The sequence below is a fragment of the Bradyrhizobium sp. BTAi1 genome (assembly GCF_000015165.1).
Lineage (GTDB): Bacteria > Pseudomonadota > Alphaproteobacteria > Rhizobiales > Xanthobacteraceae > Bradyrhizobium > Bradyrhizobium denitrificans.
In genome coordinates this window covers 4,725,853-4,750,426 of record NC_009485.1, presented here as the reverse complement: position 1 = coordinate 4,750,426, position 24,574 = coordinate 4,725,853, and the positions used below count along the sequence as shown (strand labels likewise).

Genomic DNA, 24,574 nt, shown 5'->3' with positions numbered 1-24,574 from the left:
CGGCCACCGTTGCGGCCGTCGCCACCGGCGCTTGCGGCGCGTTCATCTGCCGCTTCAGCCAAACCGGTAAAATGATTGGGAATCCGGCGGCTTAGCCGCTTTTTCTCAATCCCAGTCTTGTGTTTTGCCGCCTGATCCGGTTTGACTGCGCCAGCCCGAACCGAATCTCGAAGGCCTCGCCCATGCGTTTGTCGCGGTTTTTCCTGCCCATTCTGAAAGAAAATCCGAAGGAGGCGGAGATCGTCTCGCACCGGCTGATGCTGCGCGCGGGGATGCTGCGGCAGGAGGCCGCCGGCATCTATGCCTGGCTGCCGCTTGGCTTCAAGGTACTGAAGAAGATCGAGCAGATCGTGCGCGAGGAGCAGAACCGCGCCGGGGCGCTGGAGCTGTTGATGCCGACCCTGCAGCTCGCCGATCTCTGGCGCGAGAGCGGCCGCTACGATGCCTATGGTCCGGAGATGCTGCGCATCAGCGATCGCCACAAGCGCGAGTTGCTGTACGGGCCGACCAACGAGGAAATGATCACGGACATCTTCCGTGCCTATGTGAAGTCCTACCGTAACCTGCCGCTCAATCTCTATCATATCCAATGGAAATTCCGCGACGAGCAGCGTCCGCGCTTCGGCGTGATGCGTGGCCGCGAATTCCTGATGAAGGACGCCTATTCGTTCGACCTCGACGAGGCCGGCGCGCGGCGCGCCTATAACAAGATGTTCGTGGCCTATCTGCGCACTTTCGCGCGGATGGGCCTCAAGGGCATTCCGATGCGCGCCGAGACCGGCCCGATCGGCGGCGATCTCAGCCATGAATTCATCGTGCTCGCCGAGACTGGCGAGTCCGGCGTGTATTGCGACCGCGACGTCCTCGACCTGCCGATCCCGCCGGCGTCCGTCGATTATGACGGCGACCTGACGCCGATCATCAAGCAATGGACCTCGCTCTACGCCGCGACCGAGGACGTCCATGATGGGGCCCGCTTCGAGGCCGAAGTGCCAGAGGAGCGGCGCCTCCACACCCGCGGCATCGAAGTTGGCCAGATCTTCTATTTTGGCACCAAATATTCCGAGCCGATGAAGGCGCTGGTGGCGGGCCCCGACGGAGCGGAGGTCACCATCCATGGTGGCTCCTACGGCGTCGGCGTGTCGCGGCTCGCCGGTGCCATCATCGAGGCCTGTCATGATGATGCCGGCATCAAATGGCCGGAGGAGGTGGCACCGTTCCGGGCTGTGATCCTCAATCTGAAGCAGGGCGGCTCCGATACCGACGCCGCCTGTGAGCAGCTTTATCGTGATCTCCTCGCCAAGGGCGTCGACGTGCTCTATGACGACACCGAGCAGCGCGCCGGCGGCAAATTCGCCACGGCCGATCTGATCGGCATTCCCTGGCAGATCATGGTCGGACCCAAGAGCCTTGCCGAAGGCAAGGTCGAGGTGAAGACCCGCAGCGATGGCGCGCGGCAAATGATGTCGCCGGCCGATGTCGTGGCGAGGCTCGGCGGCGGAACCGTCGCCGGCTGAGCCATTCGTTCGGTCGTCGGATTATCCACCGGGCCGCTCGGCTCCTCCTGGCCAATCCGGCCACAATCGGCCCGAATCATGGGATGATCGCGCGATGGATGAAACCATGACCGAACCCCAGCAGACCGTGCCCTTCGCCCCCTTCGAGTGGATGCTGTCGGGGCGCTATCTGCGTGCGCGGCGTCGGGAAGGGTTCATCTCCGTCATTGCCGGCTTCTCCTTCCTCGGCATCATGCTCGGCGTCGCGACCTTGATCATCGTGATGGCGGTCATGAATGGCTTCCGAAAGGAGCTGCTCGACAAGATCCTCGGTCTCAACGGACACCTGCTCGTGCAGCCGCTGGAGTCGCCACTGACCGACTGGAAGGATGTCTCCGAGCGGATCTCGCAGGTGCAGGGCATCCGCCTTGCGGCGCCCGTGGTCGACGGCCAGGGTCTCGGCTCGTCGCCCTTCAACGCATCGGGCGTGTTCATCCGCGGCATCCGCTCGCAGGATCTCGTCAACCTGACGTCGATCGCCAAGAACATCAAGCAGGGCACGCTCGAAGGCTTCGACGAGGGCCAGGGCGTCGCGATCGGCCGCCGGCTGGCCGACCTGTTGTCGCTGCATGCGGGCGACAGCATCACCCTGGTGGCGCCGAAGGGCGCCGTGACGCCGATGGGCACGACGCCGCGCATCAAGCCCTATAAGGTCGCGGCGGTGTTCGAGATCGGCATGTCGGAATATGATTCGAGCTTCGTGTTCATGCCGTTGTCGGAAGCGCAGGCCTATTTCAACCGCAACAACGACGTCACCGCGATCGAGATCTTCACCAGCAATCCGGACAAGGTGGAGCAGTTTCGCAAGACGGTGACCGAGGCGGCGGGCCGTCCGGTGTTCCTGGTCGACTGGCGCCAGCGCAATTCGACCTTCTTCAACGCGCTCCAGGTCGAGCGCAACGTGATGTTCCTGATCCTGACGCTGATCGTGCTGGTCGCCGCGCTCAACATTGTCTCGGGCCTGATCATGCTGGTGAAGGACAAGGGCCAGGATATCGCGGTGCTCAGGACGATGGGGGCGTCGCAGGGCGCGATCATGCGGATTTTCCTGATCACCGGCGCCTCGATCGGCGTGGTCGGGACCCTCACCGGCTTCATCGTTGGTCTCCTGATCTGCATGAACATCGAGACCATCCGGTTGTTTCTGTCATGGTTGACCAACACGGATTTGTTCGATCCGACCCTGTACTTCCTGTCGAAGCTGCCGGCTGAGATCGATGCCGGCGAGACGAGCGCGGTGGTCATCATGGCTCTGACTTTGTCTTTTCTGGCCACGCTCTACCCATCCTGGCGCGCCGCCCGCTTAGACCCGGTCGAAGCGCTTCGCTACGAGTGAGGCGCTGATGGACGAGCAGGGGGCGGAGGATGTACCTGTTGTTTATCTCCATGAGATCAAGCGACAGTACATGCAGGGCGAGCGGCAGCTGACCATTCTGGACGGCGCCAAGCTCGCTTTATGGGCTGGGCAGTCGGTCGCGCTGGTGGCCCCGTCAGGGTCGGGTAAATCGACGCTGCTGCATATCGCGGGACTGCTCGAAAGCCCCGACGAGGGCGAGGTGTATGTCGCGGGAGTGCCGACCTCGCAGCTCACCGATATCGAGCGCACCCAGATGCGCCGCACCGACATCGGTTTCGTCTACCAGTCGCACCGGCTGTTGCCGGAGTTCACGGCGCTGGAGAATGTGATGCTGCCGCAGATGATCCGCGGTCTGAAGCGCTCCGAGACGGTGAAGCGGGCGACCGAGATCCTGGCCTATCTGGGCCTCGGCGAGCGCATCAAGCACCGTCCGGCCGAACTGTCCGGCGGCGAGCAGCAGCGCGTCGCGATCGCGCGCGCGGTCGCCAACGCCCCGCGCGCGCTGCTGGCCGACGAGCCGACGGGCAATCTCGACCCCGGCACGGCCGATCACGTCTTCCACGCCTTGATGCAGCTCGTGAAGGCGACCCGCGTCGCCATGCTGATCGCGACCCACAACATGGAGCTGGCCGGCCGCATGGACCGGCGCGTCTCCATCGTCGGCGGCAAGGTGGTCGAGCTCGACTGAACGGCTCGGCCGGGCTCAAGGCCTGATGACGGTCATCTTGAACGGTTCGCGATGGGCGGCGGCATGGGCGACCGCCTCGTTGGCGTGATCGAGATCGAAACAGGTCGGTTCGAACTGAGCGAGATCGAGCAGGCCGGCCCGGATCAATGCCACCATCCTGACCGTCGCGCTTGGCGGATACATCCAGGCGCCGTGGATGGTGACGCAATTGCGCATGATCCAGGGGTAGGGCAGTTCGAGCGCGGCACCGCCGAGCATCCCGACGCCGCCCATCAGGACGACGCGGCCGTAAGGACGCACGGTCATCACCGCGGAGCGCACCACCGTCGTCGTGACCGACGGCGGCATGATGTCGAGCACGCAGTCGATCGGGCCAGGTGCGGCGCGCATCATGCGCTCGGTGTCCTCGTTCTCGTCGCCTGACAGTCTGACGGGACGGACGCGTGGCCCGAACCTGCGCTGCAGTTCGGCCAGCATGGTCTCGTTGCGGCCGGGTGCCACGACCGCTGCGGCTCCCATGGCAAGCGCCACCGCGACCGCGGCACTGCCGAACCTGCCGGTCGCGCCGCTGATCAGCACGGTCTCTCCGGCTTGCAGATTGGCCGCAAGAAAGCCGCCATAGGGGACGAGCAGGGTGCCGAGCGCGCACCAATGCGCGGCCTCCTGCGCGTCGATGCGGCCGATCGGCTTGGCGTTCTCCGTCGGCAGCAGCATGCGCTCGGCGAAAGAGCCGTGACGAAAATGCTGTTGCAGCTTCAGCCCGCCCGGGCCGCGCGCGCTCAAGCCCTGCAGCGTGATGTCGGGCGCGAGATCGGCATCGCGCGAGCGGACCGTCGGGTCGCAGAACACCCAGTCGCCGATCGCAAGATGTGTCGCATCGGGGCCGAGTGCACGGACCCGGCCGATACCGCCGGTCCCTGGAACGACCGGCAGCTCCAGCAGGTACTGCCGTTCGCCGCTGAACACCTCATTCGCATAGGACAGAACGCCCGCCGCGACGATGTCGACGATGACCTCGCCGGTGCCGAGCACGGGGGCCTCGACCTGCTCGATATCGAGCGGCACTCCAAAGCGTTTCAGCACGGCTGCTTTCATGACCCTTCTCCATTCCCGATGGCGGTGGCCGAGCATGGCGGTCTATGCGTCGCGCAAGAAGACCTGGTATTATCCTAGGATTGTGGAAGCCCACTTTGGGAACGCGCTGGCGCGGGAACGCATATGAGTGATCCAAGGCATGCCGAACTCGGAAACTTCCTGCGCTCGCGGCGCGAGAGGCTGACGCCGCAAGCGGTCGGGCTTGCGACTGGGCGGCGACGGCGCACGGCCGGGCTGCGCCGGGAGGAGGTTGCCGATCTCGCTGGGATCGGCGTCGACTGGTACATCCGGCTCGAGCAGGGCCGCGCGGTGAAGCCGTCATCCGCGACCATCGATGCGCTGGCGCGTGCCCTTCGCCTCAACCGAACGGAACATGCGCATCTCAAGGCGCTGGCGAGCAATCCCCTGCGCAAGCCGTTCGTGCGCGAGCAGGTGCCGGCCGGATTGCGCGAGCTGGTGCAGAGTCTGAACCAGCCCGCCTACATCTCCGGACGGCGATGGGACGTGTTGGCGTGGAACGCCGCGGCGGACGAGATCTTCGGGTTCTCACAGCTGGCCGACGACGAGCGCAACACGCTGCTGCTGATGCTGTGCGTGCCGGGCGTGCGCCGGCTGTTTGGTGCGCAATGGAAGGAGCTGGCGAAACGGATGGTCGCGCAGTTTCGCGCAACCTATGATCTGTGGGCGGGTGATCCTGCCTTCCTTGATCTGATCGCGCGGCTGCGACGCGGCAGTCGCGAATTCGAGGAGCTGTGGGCAGCTCACGATATCAACGGTCCGGTCGCCGGCGAGAAGCTGCTCGAACATCCGAAGAAGGGGCGCGTCAGGCTTCGCTACGCGACGTTCCAGGCCAATGACGATCCTGCGCTGAAGCTTGCGATCTACTACACGATTTGAGGGCTTCTACCGAACGAGCGGGGACGCGCTTGGTCGCTGAGTTCCGAGCTGCCGTGTAGTGAGCCACCATACAATCGTCGGTTTTGCGTATGATGATGCCAAGCATTCGCAAGGTGATCGGTTGTCGTGAAGAATTCACGACTGGGACCTCAAGGCGACGGTGATGTGACGCGGCGCGCCGTGATTTCGGCAACGATGTGCGTCTCGTATTGTGGCGTGCGCGCGACGCCGGCCACGACTCTTCCTTATATCCTGTTAGTTGTTTGTTCAGAGTGTCGCCAAGTCCTTTGAAAACAGGCGTTTGCGCCCAATCCCATAAAAGCCGGAAAGAACGCTTCTAATCTGCTCATCAAGTGATCTCGGTGAAGCGCGTTGCGAATGCACCGTCGCCTTGCCGCGCTGCATGTATTTGAGTTGGAACAGAGGGTTTGGGGACCTTGGGACAGAAGCTACGGAGTTCGATGATGAAAACGCTTTTCGGCGCAACGGTGGGACTCGGCGCGATCGCCGCGGCGACATCCGCCTTGGCTGCTGACCTTCAGATGAAGAAGGGTCCCTACACCAAGGCTCCACCTGCCGTGGTGGCGACGGTCTATGACTGGAGCGGCTTCTATGTCGGTTTCAACGCCGGTGGCGGTTCCAGCCGAGACTGCTGGAATCTGGTTCAGAACGCCAACGTCGTGGTCAACCCGGCGCTCAATCGCGAGGGCTGCTCCGGCGGCGGCGGTGCGGCCGTCGGTGGTCAGGTCGGCTATCGCTATCAGATGGCGAACTGGGTGTTCGGCGTCGAAGCGCAGGGCGACTGGGCCAACTTCAAGGGCACCAATCGCAACCTGATCCTGCCCAATGTCAGCGACCGTTCGCGGACCAACGGCTTCGGCCTGTTCACCGGCCAGGTCGGCTACGCCTTCGACAACATTCTGGGCTACATCAAGGGCGGCGCGGCGGTCGTCGGCGATCGCTACGACACCTTCACGACGAACACGAATGTCATGCTCGATCGAGCGAATACCACCCGGTGGGGCGGCACGATCGGTGCGGGTCTGGAATATGGCTTCGCGCCGAACTGGTCGGTCGGCGTCGAGTACGATCACATCTTCCTGGGCAACAAGAACCTGAACTTCGTCAACGCCGCTGGCGCGCCTGCGATGACTCATCGCATCAAGCAGGATGTCGACATCGGGCTCGTCAGATTGAACTACAAGTTCGGCCCGGGCTTCGGCATGATGCGCTGAAGCGGCTCGTCGAGCGGAGGCGAGCGACACGCCTGCCTCCGTCTCGATCCTGTTCGTCAGAGCATGATCCGGAAAGCGGAAACCGATTTTCCGAAAAGACCATGCTCAAGGAAGAAAGATCATGATGCGTTTCCGTGGGAGCGCAGCATGATTGCGATCGTCTTCGAACTCAGTCCTCTTCGAACACGAAGGGATTGGGCAGCGGCGCGTAGGGATTCGGGCGCGGGGGACGTGGCTTGATGCGCTGCCGGTTCGGATAGGGATACGGCGTTGCGCGCGGATCATCGCTGACGCCGGCAAAATAAGGATTGGCGATGCAAGCGAGCAGGCGTCCCGATGCAGTCGCTTGGCACTGCGCGTAGCTGTCGAAGGTGCAATTGCTCAAGCCGGGAAACTGATCGCCCTGCAGACAGAACGGATGCCTGATGCCAACCGCCTGCGCGGGCGCGTGGGCTGCGACCACAAGGCCGGCTGCAGCCAAGGTTGCGAAGAACACACCACGCATCACCGATCTCTCCTTCATCCCCTGATGTCCTGACCCGGCATACAGCATGCGAAGCAGTGTGCGCGAGCCGCTTCGTGTGTAGTCGGTCAGCTCCCGATTGCATATCAAAAAGTTCCATCAACACACTGTGATTACAGGTTAATTTCCAGTCATGTCTGAGGCGCGTTCAGCAGCGCCCTGTGACATCATGGCTACAGCAATTGTGGCGCAGATCGTTAAGAGGTGCGGCTGGCCTGGGGGCCAAATGAGACGAGACTGGATTGATGAAGAAACTTCTGTTGACGACGACGGCGCTCGTGGTGCTGGCCTCGCCGGCGCTTGCCGCGGATCTCGCCGCGCGTCCCTACACGAAGGCGCCGCCGCCGGTGATGGCCGCGATCTATGACTGGAGCGGCTTCTACATCGGTGTGAACGGTGGCGGCGGCTGGACCCACAACACGTGGGATGTCGTTGGCGGCGGTCGCGAGGGCTCGCACGATTCGTCGGGCGGCACCATCGGCGGCCAAGTTGGCTATCGCTGGCAGATGGGTCAGTTCGTGTTCGGCGTCGAGGCGCAGGGCAACTGGGCGGACTTCGCCGGTGACAATCAGAGCGCGCTGTTCGGCACCCGCAACCGCACGAAGACCGATGCGTTCGGTCTGTTCACCGGCCAGGTCGGCTACGCCTTCAACAACGTGCTGGTCTACGCCAAGGGCGGTGCGGCCATCACCAGCAACACCTACACGATCACCAACGCCGCGACCGGCGCGTTCCTCGGTTCCAACGACAACACCCGTTGGGGCGGCGTCGTCGGTGCTGGCCTCGAATACGGCTTTGCGCCGAACTGGTCGCTGGGCGTCGAATACGACCATCTGTTCATGGATCGCCAGACCGTGAGCTTCGGCGCGCTCGGTTCCGACAGCATCAAGCAGGATGCTGACCTGTTCACGGCCCGCCTGAACTATCGATTCGGCGGCCCGGTCGCGACGCGGTACTGAGTCCTTTCCTCGGACCATCGGCCAAGTCATCGACCAAGTCACAAGCCCCGGCGATCGCGCCGGGGCTTTTTCTTGCGCGAGCGGGGCGGATTAACCACGTCTCGTTGCGGCCGGTCACCGTCGCCGGCGGCGCGCTTGACCTGAGAACAGAAAAGGAACATTGTTCTTCATATGTTCTAGCTCAGGGAGGGTCCCCATGCTGAAGGTTTTCGTCGAAGAAGCCGCCGCACTGGCGTCGATCACGCTGTTCGTCGGAATGATCGCGCTCTGGGCGCAAATCATTCCGCAGCTTTGATGTTTCTGATCGGGGCGGCTGGGGAAAAGCCGGACAGCGGCGGGAGCGGCCCGACTCGCACGGGCTGATCCGTTATCATCGGCAAGCGAGTCGACGAGGGAACCGTGAGGCCCGGCCGTCGGCCCTCGCACCGCACTGATCCCCGGAAGTCCTCAGAGAAGTTGCAAGGCGAGCATGTCCAGCGCCGGATTCGTCCATCTCCATGTCCATTCCGCCTATTCGCTGCTGAAGGGCTCGATCAAGATCGGCAAGCTGGGCGAACTCGCCAAGGCCGACCGCCAGCCGGCGCTGGCGCTGACCGATACCGACAACATGTTCGGTGCGCTTGAATTCTCCGACAAGATGGCGGGCTATGGCATCCAGCCGATTGCCGGCTGCGAGCTCGCGATCGATTTCGGCGACATGGATCCCAATGCCCGCAACGCTGCGGCGGTGGCGCAGCCGTCGCGAATCGTGCTGCTGGCGGCGCGCGAGGAGGGCTATCGGCACCTGATGCGGCTGAACTCGCGGGCCTTCCTGGATACGCCGACGCACCAGGCGCCGCACATCAAGTTCGAATGGCTGCAGGAGGGTGTCGACGGCCTGATCGCGCTGACCGGCGGGCCTGATGGCCCGATTTCGCTCGCCATCCAGCACGACATGGCGGCGCTGGCGGGGCAGCGCTGCGAGCGGCTGGCGAGCCTGTTCGGCGACCGCCTCTATATCGAGCTGCAGCGTCATGGCACCGACCGCGAGCGCCGCGTCGAGGGCGGTCTGATCGACATCGCATATGGTAAGGGCCTGCCGCTGGTCGCGACCAACGAGCCCTATTTCGCGACCGCCGATGACTATGAGGCGCATGACGCGCTGCTGTGTATCGCCGGCGGCCATCTCATCGCCGACACCGATCGGGTCCAGCTGACGCCCGACCATCGCTTCAAGACGCGGGCCGAGATGGCGGTCCTGTTCGCCGACATTCCGGAGGCGCTGGCCTCGACCGTCGAGATTGCCGAGCGCTGCTCGTATCGGCCGCGCACGCGCAAGCCGATCCTGCCGTTTTTCACCGTCGGCGCCGGCAGCGGGGCTGATGCCGTGGACGCGGCCAGCGCCGAGGCCGCCGAGCTCAAGCGGCAGGCGGAGGAGGGCCTGGCACGGCGTCTCAAGGTGCACGGCATGGCGCCGGGCATGACCGAGGAGGACTATCAGAAGCGGCTCGCTTTCGAGCTCGACGTCATCACCCGCATGAAATATGCGGGCTACTTCCTGATCGTGTCCGACTTCATCAAATGGGCCAAGGCGCACGGCATTCCGGTCGGACCGGGCCGCGGCTCTGGCGCCGGCTCCCTGGTCGCTTGGGTGCTGACCATCACCGACCTCGACCCGATGCGTTTCGCGCTGCTGTTCGAGCGCTTCCTCAATCCCGAGCGCGTGTCGATGCCGGACTTCGACATCGACTTCTGCCAGGACCGCCGCGGCGAGGTGATCTCCTACGTGCAGCAGCGCTACGGCCGCGATCAGGTGGCGCAGATCATCACCTTCGGTACGCTGCAGGCGCGCGGCGTGCTGCGTGACGTCGGCCGCGTGCTGCAGATGCCCTATGGCCAGGTCGACAAGCTCACCAAGCTGGTGCCGCAGAATCCGGCCGCGCCGGTGACGCTCGCCGCGGCGATCGAGGGCGAGCCGAAGCTGCAGGCGTTCCGCGACGAGGATCCCGTCGTGGCGCGCGCCTTCGACATCGCGATGCGCTTGGAAGGCCTGACGCGCCACGCCTCGACCCACGCCGCGGGCATCGTCATCGGCGACCGGCCGCTCAGCGAGCTGGTGCCGATGTATCGCGATCCGAAATCCGACATGCCGGTGACCCAGTTCAACATGAAATGGGTCGAGCCGGCCGGCCTCGTCAAATTCGACTTCCTCGGCCTGAAGACGTTGACCGTGCTCGACGTCGCGGTGAAGCTGTTGAAGCAGCGCGACGTCCATGTCGATCTCGCGACCTTGCCGATCGACGATGCGGCGAGCTACCAGATGCTGGCGCGCGGCGATGTGGTCGGCGTGTTCCAGGTTGAAAGTCAGGGCATGCGGCGGGCGCTGATCGACATGCGTCCGGACCGCTTCGAGGACATCATCGCGCTGGTTGCGCTGTATCGCCCCGGTCCGATGGCCAATATCCCGACCTATTGCGCCCGCAAGCACGGCGAGGAGGAAGCGGAGTATCTGCATCCGATCCTGGAGCCGATCCTCAAGGAAACGTTCGGCGTCATCATCTACCAGGAGCAGGTGATGCAGGTCGCGCAGCAGATGTCCGGCTATTCGCTCGGCGAAGCCGACCTGCTGCGTCGCGCCATGGGCAAGAAGATCCGCGCCGAAATGGACAAGCAGCGCGTCCGCTTCGTCGAGGGCGCCGTCAAGAACGGCGTGTCGAAGGACCAGGCCGACACCATCTTCGACCTGCTCGCCAAGTTCGCCGACTACGGCTTCAACAAGTCGCACGCCGCAGCCTACGCGTTGGTGTCCTACCACACCGCCTATATGAAGGCGCATTATCCGGTCGAGTTCATCGCGGCGTCGATGACGCTCGATCTGAACAACACCGACAAGCTGTCCGAATTCCGCGCCGAGGCGCAGCGCTTGGGCATCAAGGTCGAGCCGCCCTCGATCAACCGCTCGGGGCCGACCTTCGAGGTCAGCGGCAACACCATCTTCTACGCGCTCGCCGCGCTGAAGGGCGTCGGACCCCAGGCGATCGAGATGATCGTCGAGGCCCGCAACAAAGGCGGGCCGTTCACCTCGCTCGCGGACTTCGCCAGCCGCGTCAACCCGCGCGCGATCAACAAGCGCATCATCGAAACTCTGGCGGCAGCGGGCGCCTTCGACGTGCTCGACAAGAACCGCGCCCGCGTCTTCGCCGGCGCGGACGCCATCGTCGCGGCCTGCCAGCGCGCGCATGAAGCCGCGACCTCAGGCCAGAACGACATGTTCGGCAATGCCGCCGATGCGCCCGCGATCATCCTGCCGAACGTCGAGAACTGGCTGCCGGCGGAGCGTCTTCGGCGGGAATATGATGCGATCGGCTTCTTCCTCTCGGGCCATCCGCTCGACGACTATGCGGCGGCCTTGAAGCGGCTGCGGGTGCAGAGCTGGGCCGAGTTCTCCCGCGCGGTGAAGACCGGCGCGACCGCCGGTAAGGTCGCCGCAACAGTGGTGTCGCGCATGGAGCGCCGCACCAAGACCGGCAACAAGATGGGCATCATGGGCCTGTCGGATCCGACCGGTCATTTCGAGGCCGTGCTGTTCTCGGAAGGCCTGGCGCAATATCGCGACGTGCTCGAGCCGGGCGCCGCGGTGCTGCTGCAACTCGGCGCCGAGCTGCAGGGCGAGGATGTGCGCGCCCGCGTGCTGCATGCGGAGCCGCTCGACGATGCCGCCGCCAAGACGCAGCGCGGCCTGCGCATCTTCTTGCGCGACACCAAGCCGCTCGATTCCATCGTCAAGCGCCTGCAGGGGCCGGAGGCCGCGGCGAACGGCGCTGGTGGGCCTGCCAAGTCGGCCGCGCCGCCGCTCGCGCCGCGGGCCGGGGAGGGCGAGGTGTCGCTGGTGATGATGCTCGACCTCGAGACCGAGGTGGAGATGAAGCTGCCCGGGCGTTTCAAGGTTTCGCCACAAATCGCCGGCGCTATCAAGGCGGTGACCGGCGTGGTCGACGTGCAGCAGCTGTGAGCGAGCGGTCCGGTGGGCCGGGGGCTTCCGGATCGCGGAACGACGCGTAGCTGCGCTCAGGAATACGACGCGGAACCGCAGGGCGAGGAACCAAAAGGCTGCCCGTGGGCTGTACGGGCGTGCCCCCGTTCAACCGCCGTTCAGCCACGCGCGCGCTGAATCCGGGGCAGAATGCCTCGAAGGGCTTGAACCGTCATGCGCTGTTCAAAGATCGTCTGCTCTGTCTCGCTCTGCCTGCTCGCGCTGGCAGCTTCGCTCGTGTCTGCCGCGGCGCAGCAGCCCGCAACCGAGAAACGCATCGCGCTGGTCATCGGCAACGGCGCCTATGCCAAGGGCGCGCTGGCCACGGCCGCCAACGATGCCGGCTTGATCGCGCAGACGCTGCAGGCGGCGGGTTTCGACGTGGTCGGCGCCCGCGACCTCGACGGCGATACGCTGCGCAAGAGCTTTCGCGACTTCATTCACAAGGCGCAGTCGTCCGATGGCAACACCGTCGCGATGGTCTATCTCGCCGGCTACGGCATGCAGCTCGCCGGCGAGAATTATTTCATTCCGGTCGACGCCAATATCGCCAGCGACGTGGACATTCCGACCGAAGGCCTCCGCCTCAGCGACTACATCCGCCAGCTTGCCGCGACGCCGCTGAAGGCCGGCGTGGTCGTGCTCGACGCGGCTCGCCAGCAGCCCTTCATCGCCAGCGGGCCGACCCTGGCTGGCGGGTTGGCGCTGGTCGAGCCCGACAACAACATGCTGATCGCCTTCAACGCCGCGCCGGGCACGATCGCACCGAACGAGACCGGCTCCTACGGCGTCTATGCGCGCTCGCTGGCGGAGATGATCCGCACCGGCGGTCTGTCGCTGCCGGAGGTGTTCGACCGGCTGCGGCTGCGAGTCAATGAGGAGACCAAGGGCGCGCAGGTGCCGTGGGATGCGCAGAAGATCCAGGCGGCCGTCACCTTCTTCGAGCGGGGGCCGGACGCGCCGGCCGCGCAAGCCTCGCCCGAGCAGACGGCGGCGCTGCGCACGCGGCCGATCCGCGATCTGCCGGTGCAGGAGGCCTATGTGGCTGCACTGGAGCGCGACACCCTGCAGGGCTATGAGGACTTCGTCGCGGCCTATCCGAGCGACCCGCTGGCGCGACGCGTGCGCGCGATTCTCGCTGCCCGCCGCGAGGCGCTGACCTGGCGTCGCACCTTTCGCACCGACAGCCCCGAGGCCTATTGGTCCTATCTGAAGCGGTATCCGAATGGCGCCCATGCCGAGGACGCGCGACGGCGTTTGGCGATGCTGTCGGCGCCGCCGGCGCCGCCGCCGACCTTCGCCATGATCGAGTATGACGTGCCGCCGCCGCCGCTCGATGAAGTCGTCTATATCGAGCGTCCGGCGCTGATGTTCTCGGATCCGGAGTTCGGCTTCGTGCCGCCGCCACCGCCGCCGGTCTATATCCTGCCGCCGCCACCGCCCGACTTCGTCGATCTGGCGCCGCCCTTTGCGTCGGTCGGCGTGTTCTTCCTGCCGCGGCCGGTGTTCGTGCCGATCCCGGTCTATTGCCGGCCGCCGGCGTTCGTTGCGCCGCCGCCGAACAACATCATCTACCAGAACATCCACAACACTGCGGTCATCAACACCGTGATCAATCGGCCGCCGCCAACGCCGCCGACCGCACCACCAGCGACGGGCCCGGCGGCCGCCGGCCCGGCCGCCGCGACGACGCCCGCCGTCGCCCTGGCGCCGGCGCTGCCGCCCGCAGCGGTGCAGCGGGCGACGTTGATCCAGCAGGGCAAGGCGCCATTGCCGGGCGCCGGCGCGGGACCTGGCGCCGGGCTCGGCGCCGGGGCAGGGCCGGGCGGCCATGGACCGGTTCCCAATTCGACACAAAGCGGCGTCGCTGGCACGCCGCCGACGCTGCCCGGTCGACCGGGGCCGGTTGCGCCTGCAGCGAATGCGCTGCCGATGCCTGGTCAGGGGGCACCTGCGATCCCGCCGACCGGCAATGGCGGTCATGTGCGGACCCCGTTGCTGGCCGCGCCCGCACCGGGCCCGGCGCAAGCTGCGCGACCGGCCGGCGGATCGCCGCCGCCGCAGTCGCCTGCGTCCGGGTTGCAGGCGAGCCGCACGCCGCCAGGCGCGGCGGTCACGCCGGTCACGCCGGTCACGCCGCCGCCGGCGATGTCGCGTCCGGTCAGGCCTAACGCTGGTCCGCGCGCCCCTGAGGTACGGCCGCAACTGCAACAGGCCGCGCCGCCGCGCCGTGCCCCACCGCCGCCTGCGGCGGCCGCGCGCCTGAGCCAGCCGCCGGCTCCGCCTCGACCTCCGACGGCGCCGATGGTTCGCGCCGCGCCGGTCCACGCCGCGCCGCCGCCGATGATCCGTCCCGCGGGCCCGCCGCCGATGATGCGTCCCCCCGGGCCGCCGCCGATGGCGCGACCGGCTCCCCCACCGCCGATGGCGCGTCCCAGCCCGCCGCCGATGGCTGCCATGGCCCGGCCGCCGTCGCCCCCGCCGATGATGCGGCCCGCGGCGCCGCCGCCGCGGCCGGCTGCTCCGCCGGCGGCAGGCAAGCGATGTCCGCCGAACGTGCCGCATTGCTGAGTCGCATCGGGTGGTGGTGGCTCGGTTGCAAGGTCGGTCTGTTTTCGTTATTGGCCGGATTGCGGGCTGATCGAGCGTATGACGCAGGACGTCGGCGGCCGCCGGCGTGTTGCGGGGGTGCGATTGGGACGCGGCTTTGTGAGGACTGTGTCGGCGCTGCTCTGGCGGGGCGTGATCGTCGCCGCTCTCGGCGCGATCGGCATCACCGGGGTGCCGTCAGGCGCAAGTGCGCAGTCGCTCGCTGGCGCGGACACCGTCTATGCCTCGGCTCCGCCGCGACTGCTGCAGATCCGCACCCTCCTGGCCGATGCCGGCCGCCAGACCTCGACCGGCTCCGGCTTTCTGGTCTCGGCCGACGGGCTTGCGATCACCAACTACCACGTGGTCTCCGACGCGGCGCTCGAGCCGAAGACCTATCGGCTCGAATATACCGGAGCAGATGGCACGCAGGGCGGCGTGACTCTGCTTGCGGTCGATCTGCCCAATGATCTCGCACTCGTGCGCGTCGACAAGCACGACGCGCCGTTCTTCACCTTCGACAAAGCGGCGCTCGAGGGCAGCCTGCCCAAGGGCGAGCGTCTCTATTCGCTCGGCAACCCGCTGGACCTCGGCTTTACCATCATCGAAGGGACCTATAACGGCCTCGTCGAGCACAGCTACAACGACCATATTCACTTCACCGGCGCGCTCAATCCCGGCATGAGCGGCGGTCCCGCCGTGAACGCCCAAGGGCAGGTGGTCGGCGTCAATGTCGCAACGCGACGCGGCGGTCAGCTGATCAGCTTTCTGGTGCCCGCCCGCTTCGCCGCCGCTCTGCTGATCCGCGGCAAGGACATCAGGCCGGAGGCCGCGGATCTGCGCAAGGACGTCGTTGCCCAGCTCGCCAGCTGGCGCGGCGCGCTGTACAAATCCCTGGCCGAGGAAGGCTTCCATGATCGCGTGTTCGGCTCCTATCAGGCGCCGGAAACGCATGCGGCGTGGTTCGAATGCTGGGCCAGCACCAATGCCAGCGCCTCGCCGAAGCCGCGGGCCAGCATCAATTCGACCAGTTGCAAGGCCGATGCGAGCGTCTATGTCGCCTCCGACCTCAACACCGGTACGGTCGAAATCAATCATTCCTACGCGAAGTCGATCGACCTCAATCAGTTTCAATTCGCCACCGTGCTGACGCAGCTGGCGCAGCCGCGGCTGACCTTGGGCGGCACGTTCCGCAAATGGTACACGCCGCAGCACTGCCATGAGGATTTCGTCGGCATCGCGCCGCCGGCCGATCACCCACCGCTGCGCGTGCTCTGGTGCGCGCAGGGCTATCGCGAGTTCGACGGCCTCTATGACGTCGCGGTTGTCGCGGTCACGCAGGACCGTGCCGACGAGGCGCTCGTCTCCCGCCTGAATCTGCAGGCGATCGCCTATGACGACGCGTTGCGGCTCGGCAGGAGCTTTCTCGAACGGCTGCAGGTCGCCCGATGATCTGGATCGAGATTCTCTCCAAGCATCGCGAGGTCGCCGGCCGCTTCCGCGTCGATGCGACGGAGATCAGCATCGGCCGCGGCTACGACAATCACGTCATTCTCGACGACCCCTACGTGGCCGCGCGCCATGTCCGGATCTTTCGCGACGCTGACGGGCGCCTCGTCGCCGAGGATCTCGGCAGCGCCAATGGGCTCTATCTCGACAGGAGCAGGAGCCGAAAGCCGCAGCTCGTTCTCGACGGCGTCCAGCCGATCCGCATCGGACAGACGCTGCTTCGGATCCGCGACGCCGCGCATGCCGTCGAGCCGGAGCGGCTGGTCGGATCTGAGCGCAGTGCGCTGCCCGTCGTGGCTGCCATCGGGCTCGGCGCGGCGCTGCTCGCCATCAACGCGATCACGGTGTGGTTTGCACAAACCTCCGAAGCGCATCTGTCCGACTATCTCGTGCCGTCGCTCACGATGGTCGGGGTCGTGGCGGCGTGGGTCGGCATATGGGCGCTGTTGGCACGGCTGTTTTCGGGACGCTCGCAGGTCCTGCGCCATCTCCTGATCGCCGAGGCCGGGCTCACGGCGTTCTGCATCTACAGCGAGTTTGCGCAGATTGCCGCGTTCGCCCTGACCTGGGCCGCCGTCTTCACCTATGGCTATGTGGTCTCCTGGACGGTCATTGCAGCCACGTGTTTTCTGCATCTGCGCGCGGTCGGGCGGACCCATCTGGTGGCCAAGGGCGTCGTGGTCGGCGTTCTGCTCGTGGTGGCCATCGCAGTCCAGACGCTGCAGCGGTCGGAGGCGTTCGCCAATTCGGGGCGGCCGAATGTCAGCCATGTGCTGATGCCGCCATCGCTGCGCCTGGTGCCGCTGCGGCAGGAGCAGTTCTTCTTCGACAGCGTCGCCGCATTGAAGGCGAAGCTCGACGCGGATCGGGCGGAGCTCAAAGCGCCCGGTGTGGAGCGCTGAGCACAGTCGCACTCTCTTTGTTGCCGGAGATTGCAAGGTTCCCGGTTCCCGTCATAGCCTTTGTCCGGGGTTTTACGGGGGGGTGGAAACATGAACAGGCGGTCGCTTCTGGGGCTTGGTGCGGCACTTCTGGTGTCTGGATGCCTCACGGGCAAGGAAGGCACGGAATATGCCGTCGTGTCGCAGAAGATCGGGGCGCCCCGGCCGGGCCACGCCCGGATCGTCATCATGAGCCTGAAGGATTCCTGGCTGGATCGCACCAATTGCGACGCCAAGGTGGACGGCGTGGCGCTGCCCCGTCTGCTGCCCGGGACCTATGCCTATGTCGACCGTCCCGCCGGTGCGCACCATGTCGTGGCCACCCAGCTGCTGTTTCCAGGCGAATCCTACCTCGATTTCACCACCGAGCCGGGCAAGACCTATTTCTACTCGATCAGGCCCAGCGAACGGTCGAGGGCGATGCAGGGCGGGGGAATCGCGTTCGGCCTGGTGGGCATGGGCGTGATGGCCGCGGCCTCGTCAGGGGCCGACAACAAGGGGCCTGTTGACTTCGTTCCGCTCCAGGAGGGCCAGGCCAAGACCGCGCTCGCCGAGCTTCTGCAGGCGGAATAGGCCCATTTTCCTTGCGTTGCGCCAGAATCCGGCTATATAGCGCGCCATCTCACACGGAAACTTGGCTCTCCTAGAGGGCGTCCGGTGGCAAGCCGGGCCTTAACGGCCTGATTTTGCTCACGCGTTTCCGGAGGACTCAACCGGAGAATATCCAATGGCGCTGCCTGAATTCACGATGCGCCAGCTGCTTGAAGCTGGCGTGCACTTTGGTCACCAGTCTCACCGCTGGAATCCGAAAATGGCCGATTACATTTTCGGAGCCCGCAACAACATCCACATCATCGACCTCGCGCAGACCGTGCCGCTGCTGCACACGGCGCTGCAGGCCGTCAGCGATACCGTCGCCAAGGGCGGCCGTATCCTGTTCGTCGGCACCAAGCGCCAGGCGCAGGACAACGTCGCTGATGCGGCCAAGCGCTGCGCGCAGTATTTCGTCAATTCGCGCTGGCTCGGCGGTACGCTGACCAACTGGAAGACGATCTCGGCCTCGATCAAGCGCCTGCGTCACCTCGACGAGGTGCTGTCGTCGGGCGAGGCCAACTCCTACACCAAGAAGGAGCGCCTGACCCTGCAGCGCGAGCGCGACAAGCTCGATCGCTCGCTCGGTGGCATCAAGGACATGGGCGGTCTGCCCGACATGATCTTCGTGATCGACACCAACAAGGAAGACATCGCGATCCAGGAGGCCCAGCGCCTCAACATTCCGGTCGCCGCGATCGTCGACACCAACTGCGATCCGAAGGGCATCACCTACGTGGTTCCCGGCAATGACGACGCCGGCCGCGCCATTTCGCTGTATTGCGACCTGATCGCGCGCGCCGCCATCGACGGCATCTCGCGCGCCCAGGGCGAGCTCGGCATCGACATCGGCGCCTCCGCTGCGCCGCTCGAGGAAGAGCTCCCGGCTGCGACGGCCGCCTCGACGTTCCAGGGTCTGCCTGGTCCGCGCGGCACCGCCGACGATCTCAAGAAGCTCACCGGCGTGTCCGGTGCGATCGAGAAGAAGCTGAACGACCTCGGCATCTTCCACTTCTGGCAGCTCGCCGAGCTCGACCACGACACGGCGCACCAGATCGGCGAAGAAGTCGGTCTGCCGAGCCGGGCCGACGCCTGGGTCGCCCAGGCCAAGTCGCTCGCCGACGCCTAAGACGACACGACAAGAATCTGGCCGGCGTCGTACGCCGGCCATCGCGACTGAGATAGGTAGTTCCTGGCAGCGGACGGCGTCGAGCCATCCGCTGCGTCGCGCTTTGGACAGGCAAAAGGACGTTCAACAATGGCTAATATCACCGCAGCGATGGTGAAGGACCTGCGCGAGTCGACCGGCGCGGGCATGATGGATTGCAAGGCCGCGCTCACCGAGACCGGCGGCGACATGCAGGCTGCGCAGGATTGGCTGCGCAAGAAGGGCCTGTCGAAGGCCGCCAAGAAGGCGGGCCGCGTCGCGGCCGAGGGCCTGATCGGCGCGCTCACCTCGGGCAAGAAGGGCGTGGTCGTCGAGGTCAACTCGGAAACCGACTTCGTCGCGCGCAACGAGCACTTCCAGGGCCTGGTCAAGATGATCGCCCAGGTCGCGCTCGACGCCGGTGCCGATATCGAGAAGATCAAGGCCGCCAAGGTCGGCAGCATTACGGTCGAGGCCGCGATTGCCGATTCGATCGCGACCATCGGCGAGAACCAGACCTTGCGCCGCGCGGCCGCGCTCGAAGTGAGCGAGGGCGTGGTGTCGAGCTACGTCCACGGGGCCGTCATCGAGGGCGCCGGCAAGCTCGGCGTGATCGTCGCGTTGGAATCGCCCGGCAAGACCGACGAACTCGCGGCGCTGGGCCGTCAGCTCGCGATGCATGTCGCGGCCGCCAATCCGCAGGCGATCGATGCTGCCGGTCTCGATCCCGAGGTCGTCAAGCGTGAGAAGGACGTGCTCGCCGACAAATATCGCCAGCAGGGCAAGCCGGAAAACGTCATCGAGAAGATCGTCGAGTCCGGCCTGAAGACCTACTACAAGGAAGTCACCCTGCTCGAGCAGGCCTTCATCCATGACAGCGGCAAGTCGGTCGCACAGGCGCTGAAGGAAGCCGAAGGCAAGGTCGGCGGTCCGATCAAGGTTGCCGGTTTCGTCCGTTATGCCCTCGGTGAGGGCATCGAGAAGGAAGAGACCGACTTCGCAGCCGAAGTCGCCGCCGCCAGCGGCAAGAAGTAACGACTGAAGACAGGCACGGTCCGGCGCGGTCTTCGCGCCGGATCTCAACGCGCGGATAGGGACATATTGGCACATGGCTGAGCCGGTCTATCGTCGCGTCGTGGTCAAGCTGTCCGGCGAGTATCTCGCGGGCCCTCACTCCTTCGGTATCGACCAGGCGACCGTCGACCGTATCGCCGACGACCTGATCGCGGCGCAAAAGCTCGGCATCGAGATCGCCGTCGTCGTCGGCGGCGGCAACATGGTGCGCGGCGTCGAGGTCTCGTCCCAGGGCGTGTCGCGCCCGACCGGCGACACGATGGGAATGCTTGCCACCGTGATGAACTGCCTCGCCTTGGAGGCCGCGATCCAGCGCAAGGGGGCCCCGGCACAGGCGCTGTCGGCCTTCGTGATGCCGCAGGTCTGCGAGCTGTTCACGCGCGCTGCGGCGCACAAGGCGCTCGCCGAGGGACGTATCGTCGTGCTCGGCGGCGGCACCGGCAATCCTTACTTTACGACCGACACCACGGCCGTGCTGCGGGCCGCCGAGATTGGCGCCCAGGCGGTGCTGAAGGCCACCAATGTCGACGGCGTCTACAGCGCCGATCCGAAGAAGGACCCGGCCGCCAAGCGCTTTGACCGGCTGACCCATTCCCAGGCCATCGAAGGCGGCTACAAGGTCATGGACGCGACCGCATTCGCGCTTGCCCGGGAAACATCGCTGCCTATCATTGTGTTCTCCATTGCCGAGCCCGGCGCGATCGGCGCGATGCTGCGGGGCGAAGGGCGCGGCACCATCGTCGCGGGGTGAGCGCGATACCGCCCGCTGCCGGTGTTGGACCGTGCCCAGGGCTGCGGTAGAAGCAGACGCGACACAGGAATTCGTCCGGGAATCGTCAGGTCCGGCCTTGGGCCTCCGTTCAGGAGGCCCGGCTCAGCCGGCCACGGTGCCCCGGGTTGCAGGAAAGGAAAGCGTGATGAGCACGGGCAATTTCGACCTCAACGAACTGAAGCGCCGCATGCAGGGCGCCACCCAGGCGCTGAAGCACGAACTCGGTGGTCTGCGGACCGGCCGCGCCTCGGCATCGATGGTGGAGCCGGTCCAGGTCGAGGCCTATGGTTCGCACATGCCGCTCAACCAGCTCGCCACCGTCTCTGTGCCCGAGCCGCGCCTGTTGTCGGTTCAGGTGTGGGACCGCACCATGGTCAAGGCGGTCGAGAAGGCGATCGTCGATTCCAATCTGGGCCTGTCGCCCGCCACCGAGGGCCAGGTGATCCGGCTGCGCATTCCCGAGCTCAATCAGGAGCGCCGCAAGGAACTGGTCAAGGTCGCGCATAAATATGCGGAAGCTGCCCGCGTCGCCGTCCGCCATGTCCGCCGCGACGGGCTCGACACGGTGAAGAAGCTCGAGAAGAATCACGAGATTTCGGAGGATGATCAGGAGCGGCTCGCGACCGACATCCAGAAGGCGACCGACAGCGTGATCTCCGAGATCGATCAGCTGCTGGCGGCGAAGGAAAAGGAAATCCTGACCGTCTGAAGGATGCTCCTGATGACCAATGCCGCGGCCCCCATGACGGCGCCGGATCGATCCGACGGTCCGGCCCATGTTGCCATCATCATGGATGGCAATGGCCGCTGGGCTGCGGCGCGCGGACTGCCGCGGGCGGAGGGTCATCGCCGCGGCGTCGAGGCGCTGCGCCGGGTCGTGCGCGCCTCGCACGAGCTCGGTATTCGCTATCTCACCATCTTTTCGTTCTCGTCCGAGAACTGGTCGCGGCCGGCGAGCGAGATCGGCGATCTGTTCGGCCTGCTGCGCCGCTTCATCCGCAATGACCTCGCCACGCTGCATCGCGATGGCGTGCGGGTCAGGGTGATTGGCGAGCGCGATGGCCTCGAGCCTGACATCTGCGCGCTGTTGAGCGAGGCTGAAGAGCTAACCCGCGGCAACACCAAGCTCACGCTGGTGGTCGCCTTCAATTACGGTTCCCGCCAGGAGATCGCGCGCGCGGCGCAGCGGCTGGCGCGCGAGGTCGCCGAGGGACGGCGCGATCCGGCCTCGATCGATGCCGACGCGATCGGCGCCCACCTCGATGCGCCCGATATTCCCGATCCTGACCTCATCATCCGCACCAGCGGCGAGCAGCGGCTGTCGAACTTCCTGATGTGGCAGGCCGCCTATAGCGAGCTCGTGTTCGTTCCCATGCACTGGCCCGATTTCGACAAGGCCGCGCTCGAAGGCGCGATCGCCGAGTTCGGCCGGCGCGAACGCCGCTTCGGCGGCCTCGTGGCGAAAACAGCCTCGTGACCAAGCCCGACACCGCAGCCGTTGGTGATGCTGTGACGACCGCGCAGCCGAAAAAGGCCGCGCCGAGCAATCTTCTGCTCCGGATTGCGGCGGCCCTCGTCCTGGTGCCGCTGGCGCTGGGCGCAGCCTATGCCGGCGGCGTGTTCTGGACCGCCTTGGTCACCCTGGTCGCCGTCGGCCTGTATCTCGAATGGCTGATGGTGGTCGGCGAGGTCCGCGCCGTCCGCGTGAGCGTGATCGGCGCGCTGGCCATTGCGGCTGCCGGGGTCTGTCTCGCTTTCGGCCTGGTCGACGTCGCGGCGGTCGTGCTCGGACTGGGCCTCGCGCTCGTCGCGGCCCTGGCGGCCGGGCACCGCAGCTGGGCGGCGACCGGATTCATCTACGCCGCCGCGGCCGAGCTCGCCTCCGTGCTCGTTCGCTTCGACGTGACCGAGGGCTGGCACGCCTTGGTGCTGGTCTTCCTGGTCGTGTGGTCGAGCGATATCGGAGGCTATGTCGCGGGGCGTGGCATCGGCGGGCCGAAGCTCGCACCGCGGATCAGTCCAAACAAGACCTGGGCCGGCGCGATCGGCGGTTTCGTGACGAGCCTCCTCGCCGCAGCCTGTTGGGCGCTGGCCGGCGCCGGCGGCCTGATGGCTATGGTCGTGCTCGCGGCGGTGCTGTCGATCGTGTCGCAACTCGGGGACCTGTTCGAGTCCGCCGTGAAGCGGCGCTTCGGCGTCAAGGACTCCAGTCACATCATCCCCGGCCATGGCGGTCTATTGGACCGTCTGGACGGCTATGTCGCGGCAATTGTCTTTGCCGCAATTCTCGGTTTGTTGCGCGGCGGCCTTGAAGGCGTCGGCCGCGGTCTTCTGGTTTGGTGACCGGCGCAGCTGACCGGTCGAAATCTTTGGTGAGAACATGAGCGCAGTGCCATTGCGGAACAACAAGCCTGGTCGCGCGGAGGTGCGCAGCATCACCGTGCTCGGCGCCACCGGCTCGATCGGCGAGTCGACCATGGACCTGTTGCGCGGCGCGCCCGAACGCTATCGGGTCGAGGCGCTGACCGGCAACAGCAATGTGCAGGGGCTGGCCAAGCTCGCTCGCGAATTCAAGCCCGGCTTCGTGGCGGTGGCCGATCCGGCCCGGCTCAATGAGCTGCGCGATGCGCTGGCCGGCACCGGCATCGCATGCGGGGCGGGGGAGAGCGCCATCATCGAGGCGGCCGCGCGTCCCGCCGACTGGGTCATGGCCGCCGTGTCCGGCGCCGCCGGCCTGAAACCCGCTTTGGCCGCCGTCGACCGCGGCGCCACGGTGGCACTCGCCAACAAGGAATGCCTGGTCTGTGCGGGCGACTTCTTCATGCAACGCGCCGCGCAGGCCGGCGCCTGCATCCTGCCGGCCGATTCGGAGCACAATGCGCTGTTCCAGGCGCTGTCCTCGGGCAATCGCGAGGAACTGGTGCGGGTCATCATCACCGCGTCCGGTGGTCCGTTCCGAACCTGGGCCGCCGCCGATATCGAGCAGGCGACCCTGGCGCAGGCGCTGAAGCATCCGAACTGGAGCATGGGCCAGAAGATCACGATCGATTCGGCCTCCATGATGAACAAGGGCCTCGAAGTGATCGAGGCGTCCTACCTGTTCGCGCTGTCCCCGGACGAGATCGACGTGCTGGTGCATCCGCAGTCGATCGTCCACGGCATGGTCGAGTTCTCGGACCGGTCGGTGGTGGCGCAGCTCGGTGCCCCCGACATGCGCATCCCGATCGCCCATTGTCTGGGCTGGCCTGACCGGATCGCGGGCCCGTCGGCCCGGCTGGATCTGGCCAAGATCGGCACGCTGACCTTCGAGGCGCCCGACTTCGTGCGGTTCCCCGGTCTGCGGCTGGCCTATGATTCGCTCCGCACCGGCCGCGGCGCCACCACGGTGTACAATGCGGCCAACGAGGTCGCGGTGGCGGCGTTTGCCGCCGGGCAGATCCGCTTCGGCGCGATCGCCCGGCTGGTCGAGGCCACGCTTGAGCATTGGACACGATCCGGTAATCAGGCACCTCTAACATCGGCGGACGACGCGATCGCCATTGACCATGATGCGCGAAAAACCGCCGCGGGGCTCTTGCCTCAAATCGCCGCAAAAGCATCTTAAAGGGTTCGACGGGTCTCCGGGCCCA

20 protein-coding genes are annotated in these 24,574 nt (G+C 66.0%); 18 read left to right on the top strand and 2 right to left on the bottom strand.

Features of this window, described 5'->3' with window-relative positions:
* Positions 1-182 precede the first annotated feature (182 nt).
* The 3 genes from proS to BBTA_RS21160 all read left to right on the top strand — a co-directional run bounded on the left by proS (position 183) and on the right by BBTA_RS21160 (position 3,601).
* Positions 183-1,517, top strand: a complete 1,335-nt coding sequence (proS, locus tag BBTA_RS21170; RefSeq protein WP_012044558.1) for a proline--tRNA ligase — start codon at positions 183-185, stop codon at positions 1,515-1,517.
* Between the two features lie 94 nt (positions 1,518-1,611).
* Positions 1,612-2,892, top strand: coding sequence for a lipoprotein-releasing ABC transporter permease subunit (locus BBTA_RS21165; RefSeq protein ID WP_012044557.1), 1,281 nt, complete (start codon positions 1,612-1,614; stop codon positions 2,890-2,892).
* A gap of 7 nt (positions 2,893-2,899) precedes the next feature.
* Positions 2,900-3,601, top strand: coding sequence for an ABC transporter ATP-binding protein (locus BBTA_RS21160; protein WP_012044556.1), 702 nt, complete (start codon positions 2,900-2,902; stop codon positions 3,599-3,601).
* Between the two features lie 15 nt (positions 3,602-3,616).
* On the opposite strand, the gene BBTA_RS21155 is transcribed toward BBTA_RS21160, so the two are convergent.
* Positions 3,617-4,696: a zinc-binding alcohol dehydrogenase family protein gene (locus tag BBTA_RS21155; protein WP_012044555.1), complete on the bottom strand. Its 1,080-nt coding sequence runs from the start codon at positions 4,694-4,696 to the stop codon at positions 3,617-3,619.
* 123 nt (positions 4,697-4,819) lie between these two features.
* On the opposite strand from BBTA_RS21155, the gene BBTA_RS21150 reads away from it, so the two are divergent.
* Positions 4,820-5,593, top strand: coding sequence for a helix-turn-helix transcriptional regulator (locus BBTA_RS21150; RefSeq protein ID WP_012044554.1), 774 nt, complete (start codon positions 4,820-4,822; stop codon positions 5,591-5,593).
* Between the two features lie 461 nt (positions 5,594-6,054).
* Complete coding sequence (locus BBTA_RS21145) at positions 6,055-6,828, top strand: outer membrane protein (RefSeq protein WP_012044553.1); 774 nt, start codon at positions 6,055-6,057, stop codon at positions 6,826-6,828.
* 169 nt (positions 6,829-6,997) lie between these two features.
* Here the strand turns inward: BBTA_RS21145 and BBTA_RS21140 are convergent, their stop codons facing one another.
* Entirely contained in the window at positions 6,998-7,333 is a 336-nt protein-coding gene (locus tag BBTA_RS21140) for a DUF3551 domain-containing protein (protein ID WP_012044552.1), read from the bottom strand.
* A gap of 263 nt (positions 7,334-7,596) precedes the next feature.
* Here BBTA_RS21140 and BBTA_RS21135 point away from each other — a divergent pair, with 263 nt between their 5' ends.
* The 13 genes from BBTA_RS21135 to dxr all read left to right on the top strand — a co-directional run bounded on the left by BBTA_RS21135 (position 7,597) and on the right by dxr (position 24,549).
* Positions 7,597-8,310: an outer membrane protein gene (locus BBTA_RS21135; RefSeq protein WP_012044551.1), complete on the top strand. Its 714-nt coding sequence runs from the start codon at positions 7,597-7,599 to the stop codon at positions 8,308-8,310.
* A gap of 469 nt (positions 8,311-8,779) precedes the next feature.
* Positions 8,780-12,301: a DNA polymerase III subunit alpha gene (dnaE, locus tag BBTA_RS21130; RefSeq protein WP_012044550.1), complete on the top strand. Its 3,522-nt coding sequence runs from the start codon at positions 8,780-8,782 to the stop codon at positions 12,299-12,301.
* Between the two features lie 195 nt (positions 12,302-12,496).
* Positions 12,497-14,893: a caspase domain-containing protein gene (locus BBTA_RS21125; RefSeq protein WP_012044549.1), complete on the top strand. Its 2,397-nt coding sequence runs from the start codon at positions 12,497-12,499 to the stop codon at positions 14,891-14,893.
* 78 nt (positions 14,894-14,971) lie between these two features.
* Positions 14,972-16,363 carry a S1C family serine protease gene (locus tag BBTA_RS21120; RefSeq protein ID WP_049795392.1) on the top strand — a complete coding sequence of 464 codons (1,392 nt, stop codon included), beginning with the start codon at positions 14,972-14,974 and terminating at the stop codon, positions 16,361-16,363.
* Entirely contained in the window at positions 16,360-17,322 is a 963-nt protein-coding gene (locus tag BBTA_RS21115) for an FHA domain-containing protein (protein WP_012044547.1), read from the top strand. Before BBTA_RS21120 ends, BBTA_RS21115 begins: the two co-directional genes overlap by 4 nt.
* Before the next feature lie 90 nt (positions 17,323-17,412).
* Positions 17,413-17,934: a DUF2846 domain-containing protein gene (locus tag BBTA_RS21110; protein ID WP_012044546.1), complete on the top strand. Its 522-nt coding sequence runs from the start codon at positions 17,413-17,415 to the stop codon at positions 17,932-17,934.
* A 154-nt stretch (positions 17,935-18,088) separates the two neighbouring features.
* Positions 18,089-19,081, top strand: a complete 993-nt coding sequence (locus BBTA_RS21105; protein WP_012044545.1) for a 30S ribosomal protein S2 — start codon at positions 18,089-18,091, stop codon at positions 19,079-19,081.
* A gap of 129 nt (positions 19,082-19,210) precedes the next feature.
* A complete protein-coding gene (tsf, locus tag BBTA_RS21100; protein WP_041750803.1) occupies positions 19,211-20,134 on the top strand; it encodes a translation elongation factor Ts in 924 nt (307 codons plus the stop codon).
* Positions 20,135-20,207: 73 nt separating this feature from the next.
* On the top strand, positions 20,208-20,924 hold the full coding sequence (gene pyrH / locus BBTA_RS21095; RefSeq protein WP_012044543.1) for a UMP kinase: 717 nt from the start codon (positions 20,208-20,210) through the stop codon (positions 20,922-20,924).
* 166 nt (positions 20,925-21,090) lie between these two features.
* The gene (gene frr / locus BBTA_RS21090; protein ID WP_012044542.1) at positions 21,091-21,654 is read left to right on the top strand and encodes a ribosome recycling factor; all 564 of its coding nucleotides are present in this window, start codon (positions 21,091-21,093) and stop codon (positions 21,652-21,654) included.
* A gap of 12 nt (positions 21,655-21,666) precedes the next feature.
* A complete protein-coding gene (locus BBTA_RS21085) occupies positions 21,667-22,422 on the top strand; it encodes an isoprenyl transferase (protein WP_012044541.1) in 756 nt (251 codons plus the stop codon).
* Entirely contained in the window at positions 22,419-23,288 is an 870-nt protein-coding gene (locus tag BBTA_RS21080; protein WP_012044540.1) for a phosphatidate cytidylyltransferase, read from the top strand. Before BBTA_RS21085 ends, BBTA_RS21080 begins: the two co-directional genes overlap by 4 nt.
* 37 nt (positions 23,289-23,325) lie before the next feature.
* Positions 23,326-24,549 (top strand): 1-deoxy-D-xylulose-5-phosphate reductoisomerase, encoded by a 1,224-nt coding sequence (gene dxr, locus BBTA_RS21075; RefSeq protein WP_012044539.1) that lies wholly within the window; start codon positions 23,326-23,328, stop codon positions 24,547-24,549.
* Positions 24,550-24,574 lie beyond the last annotated feature (25 nt).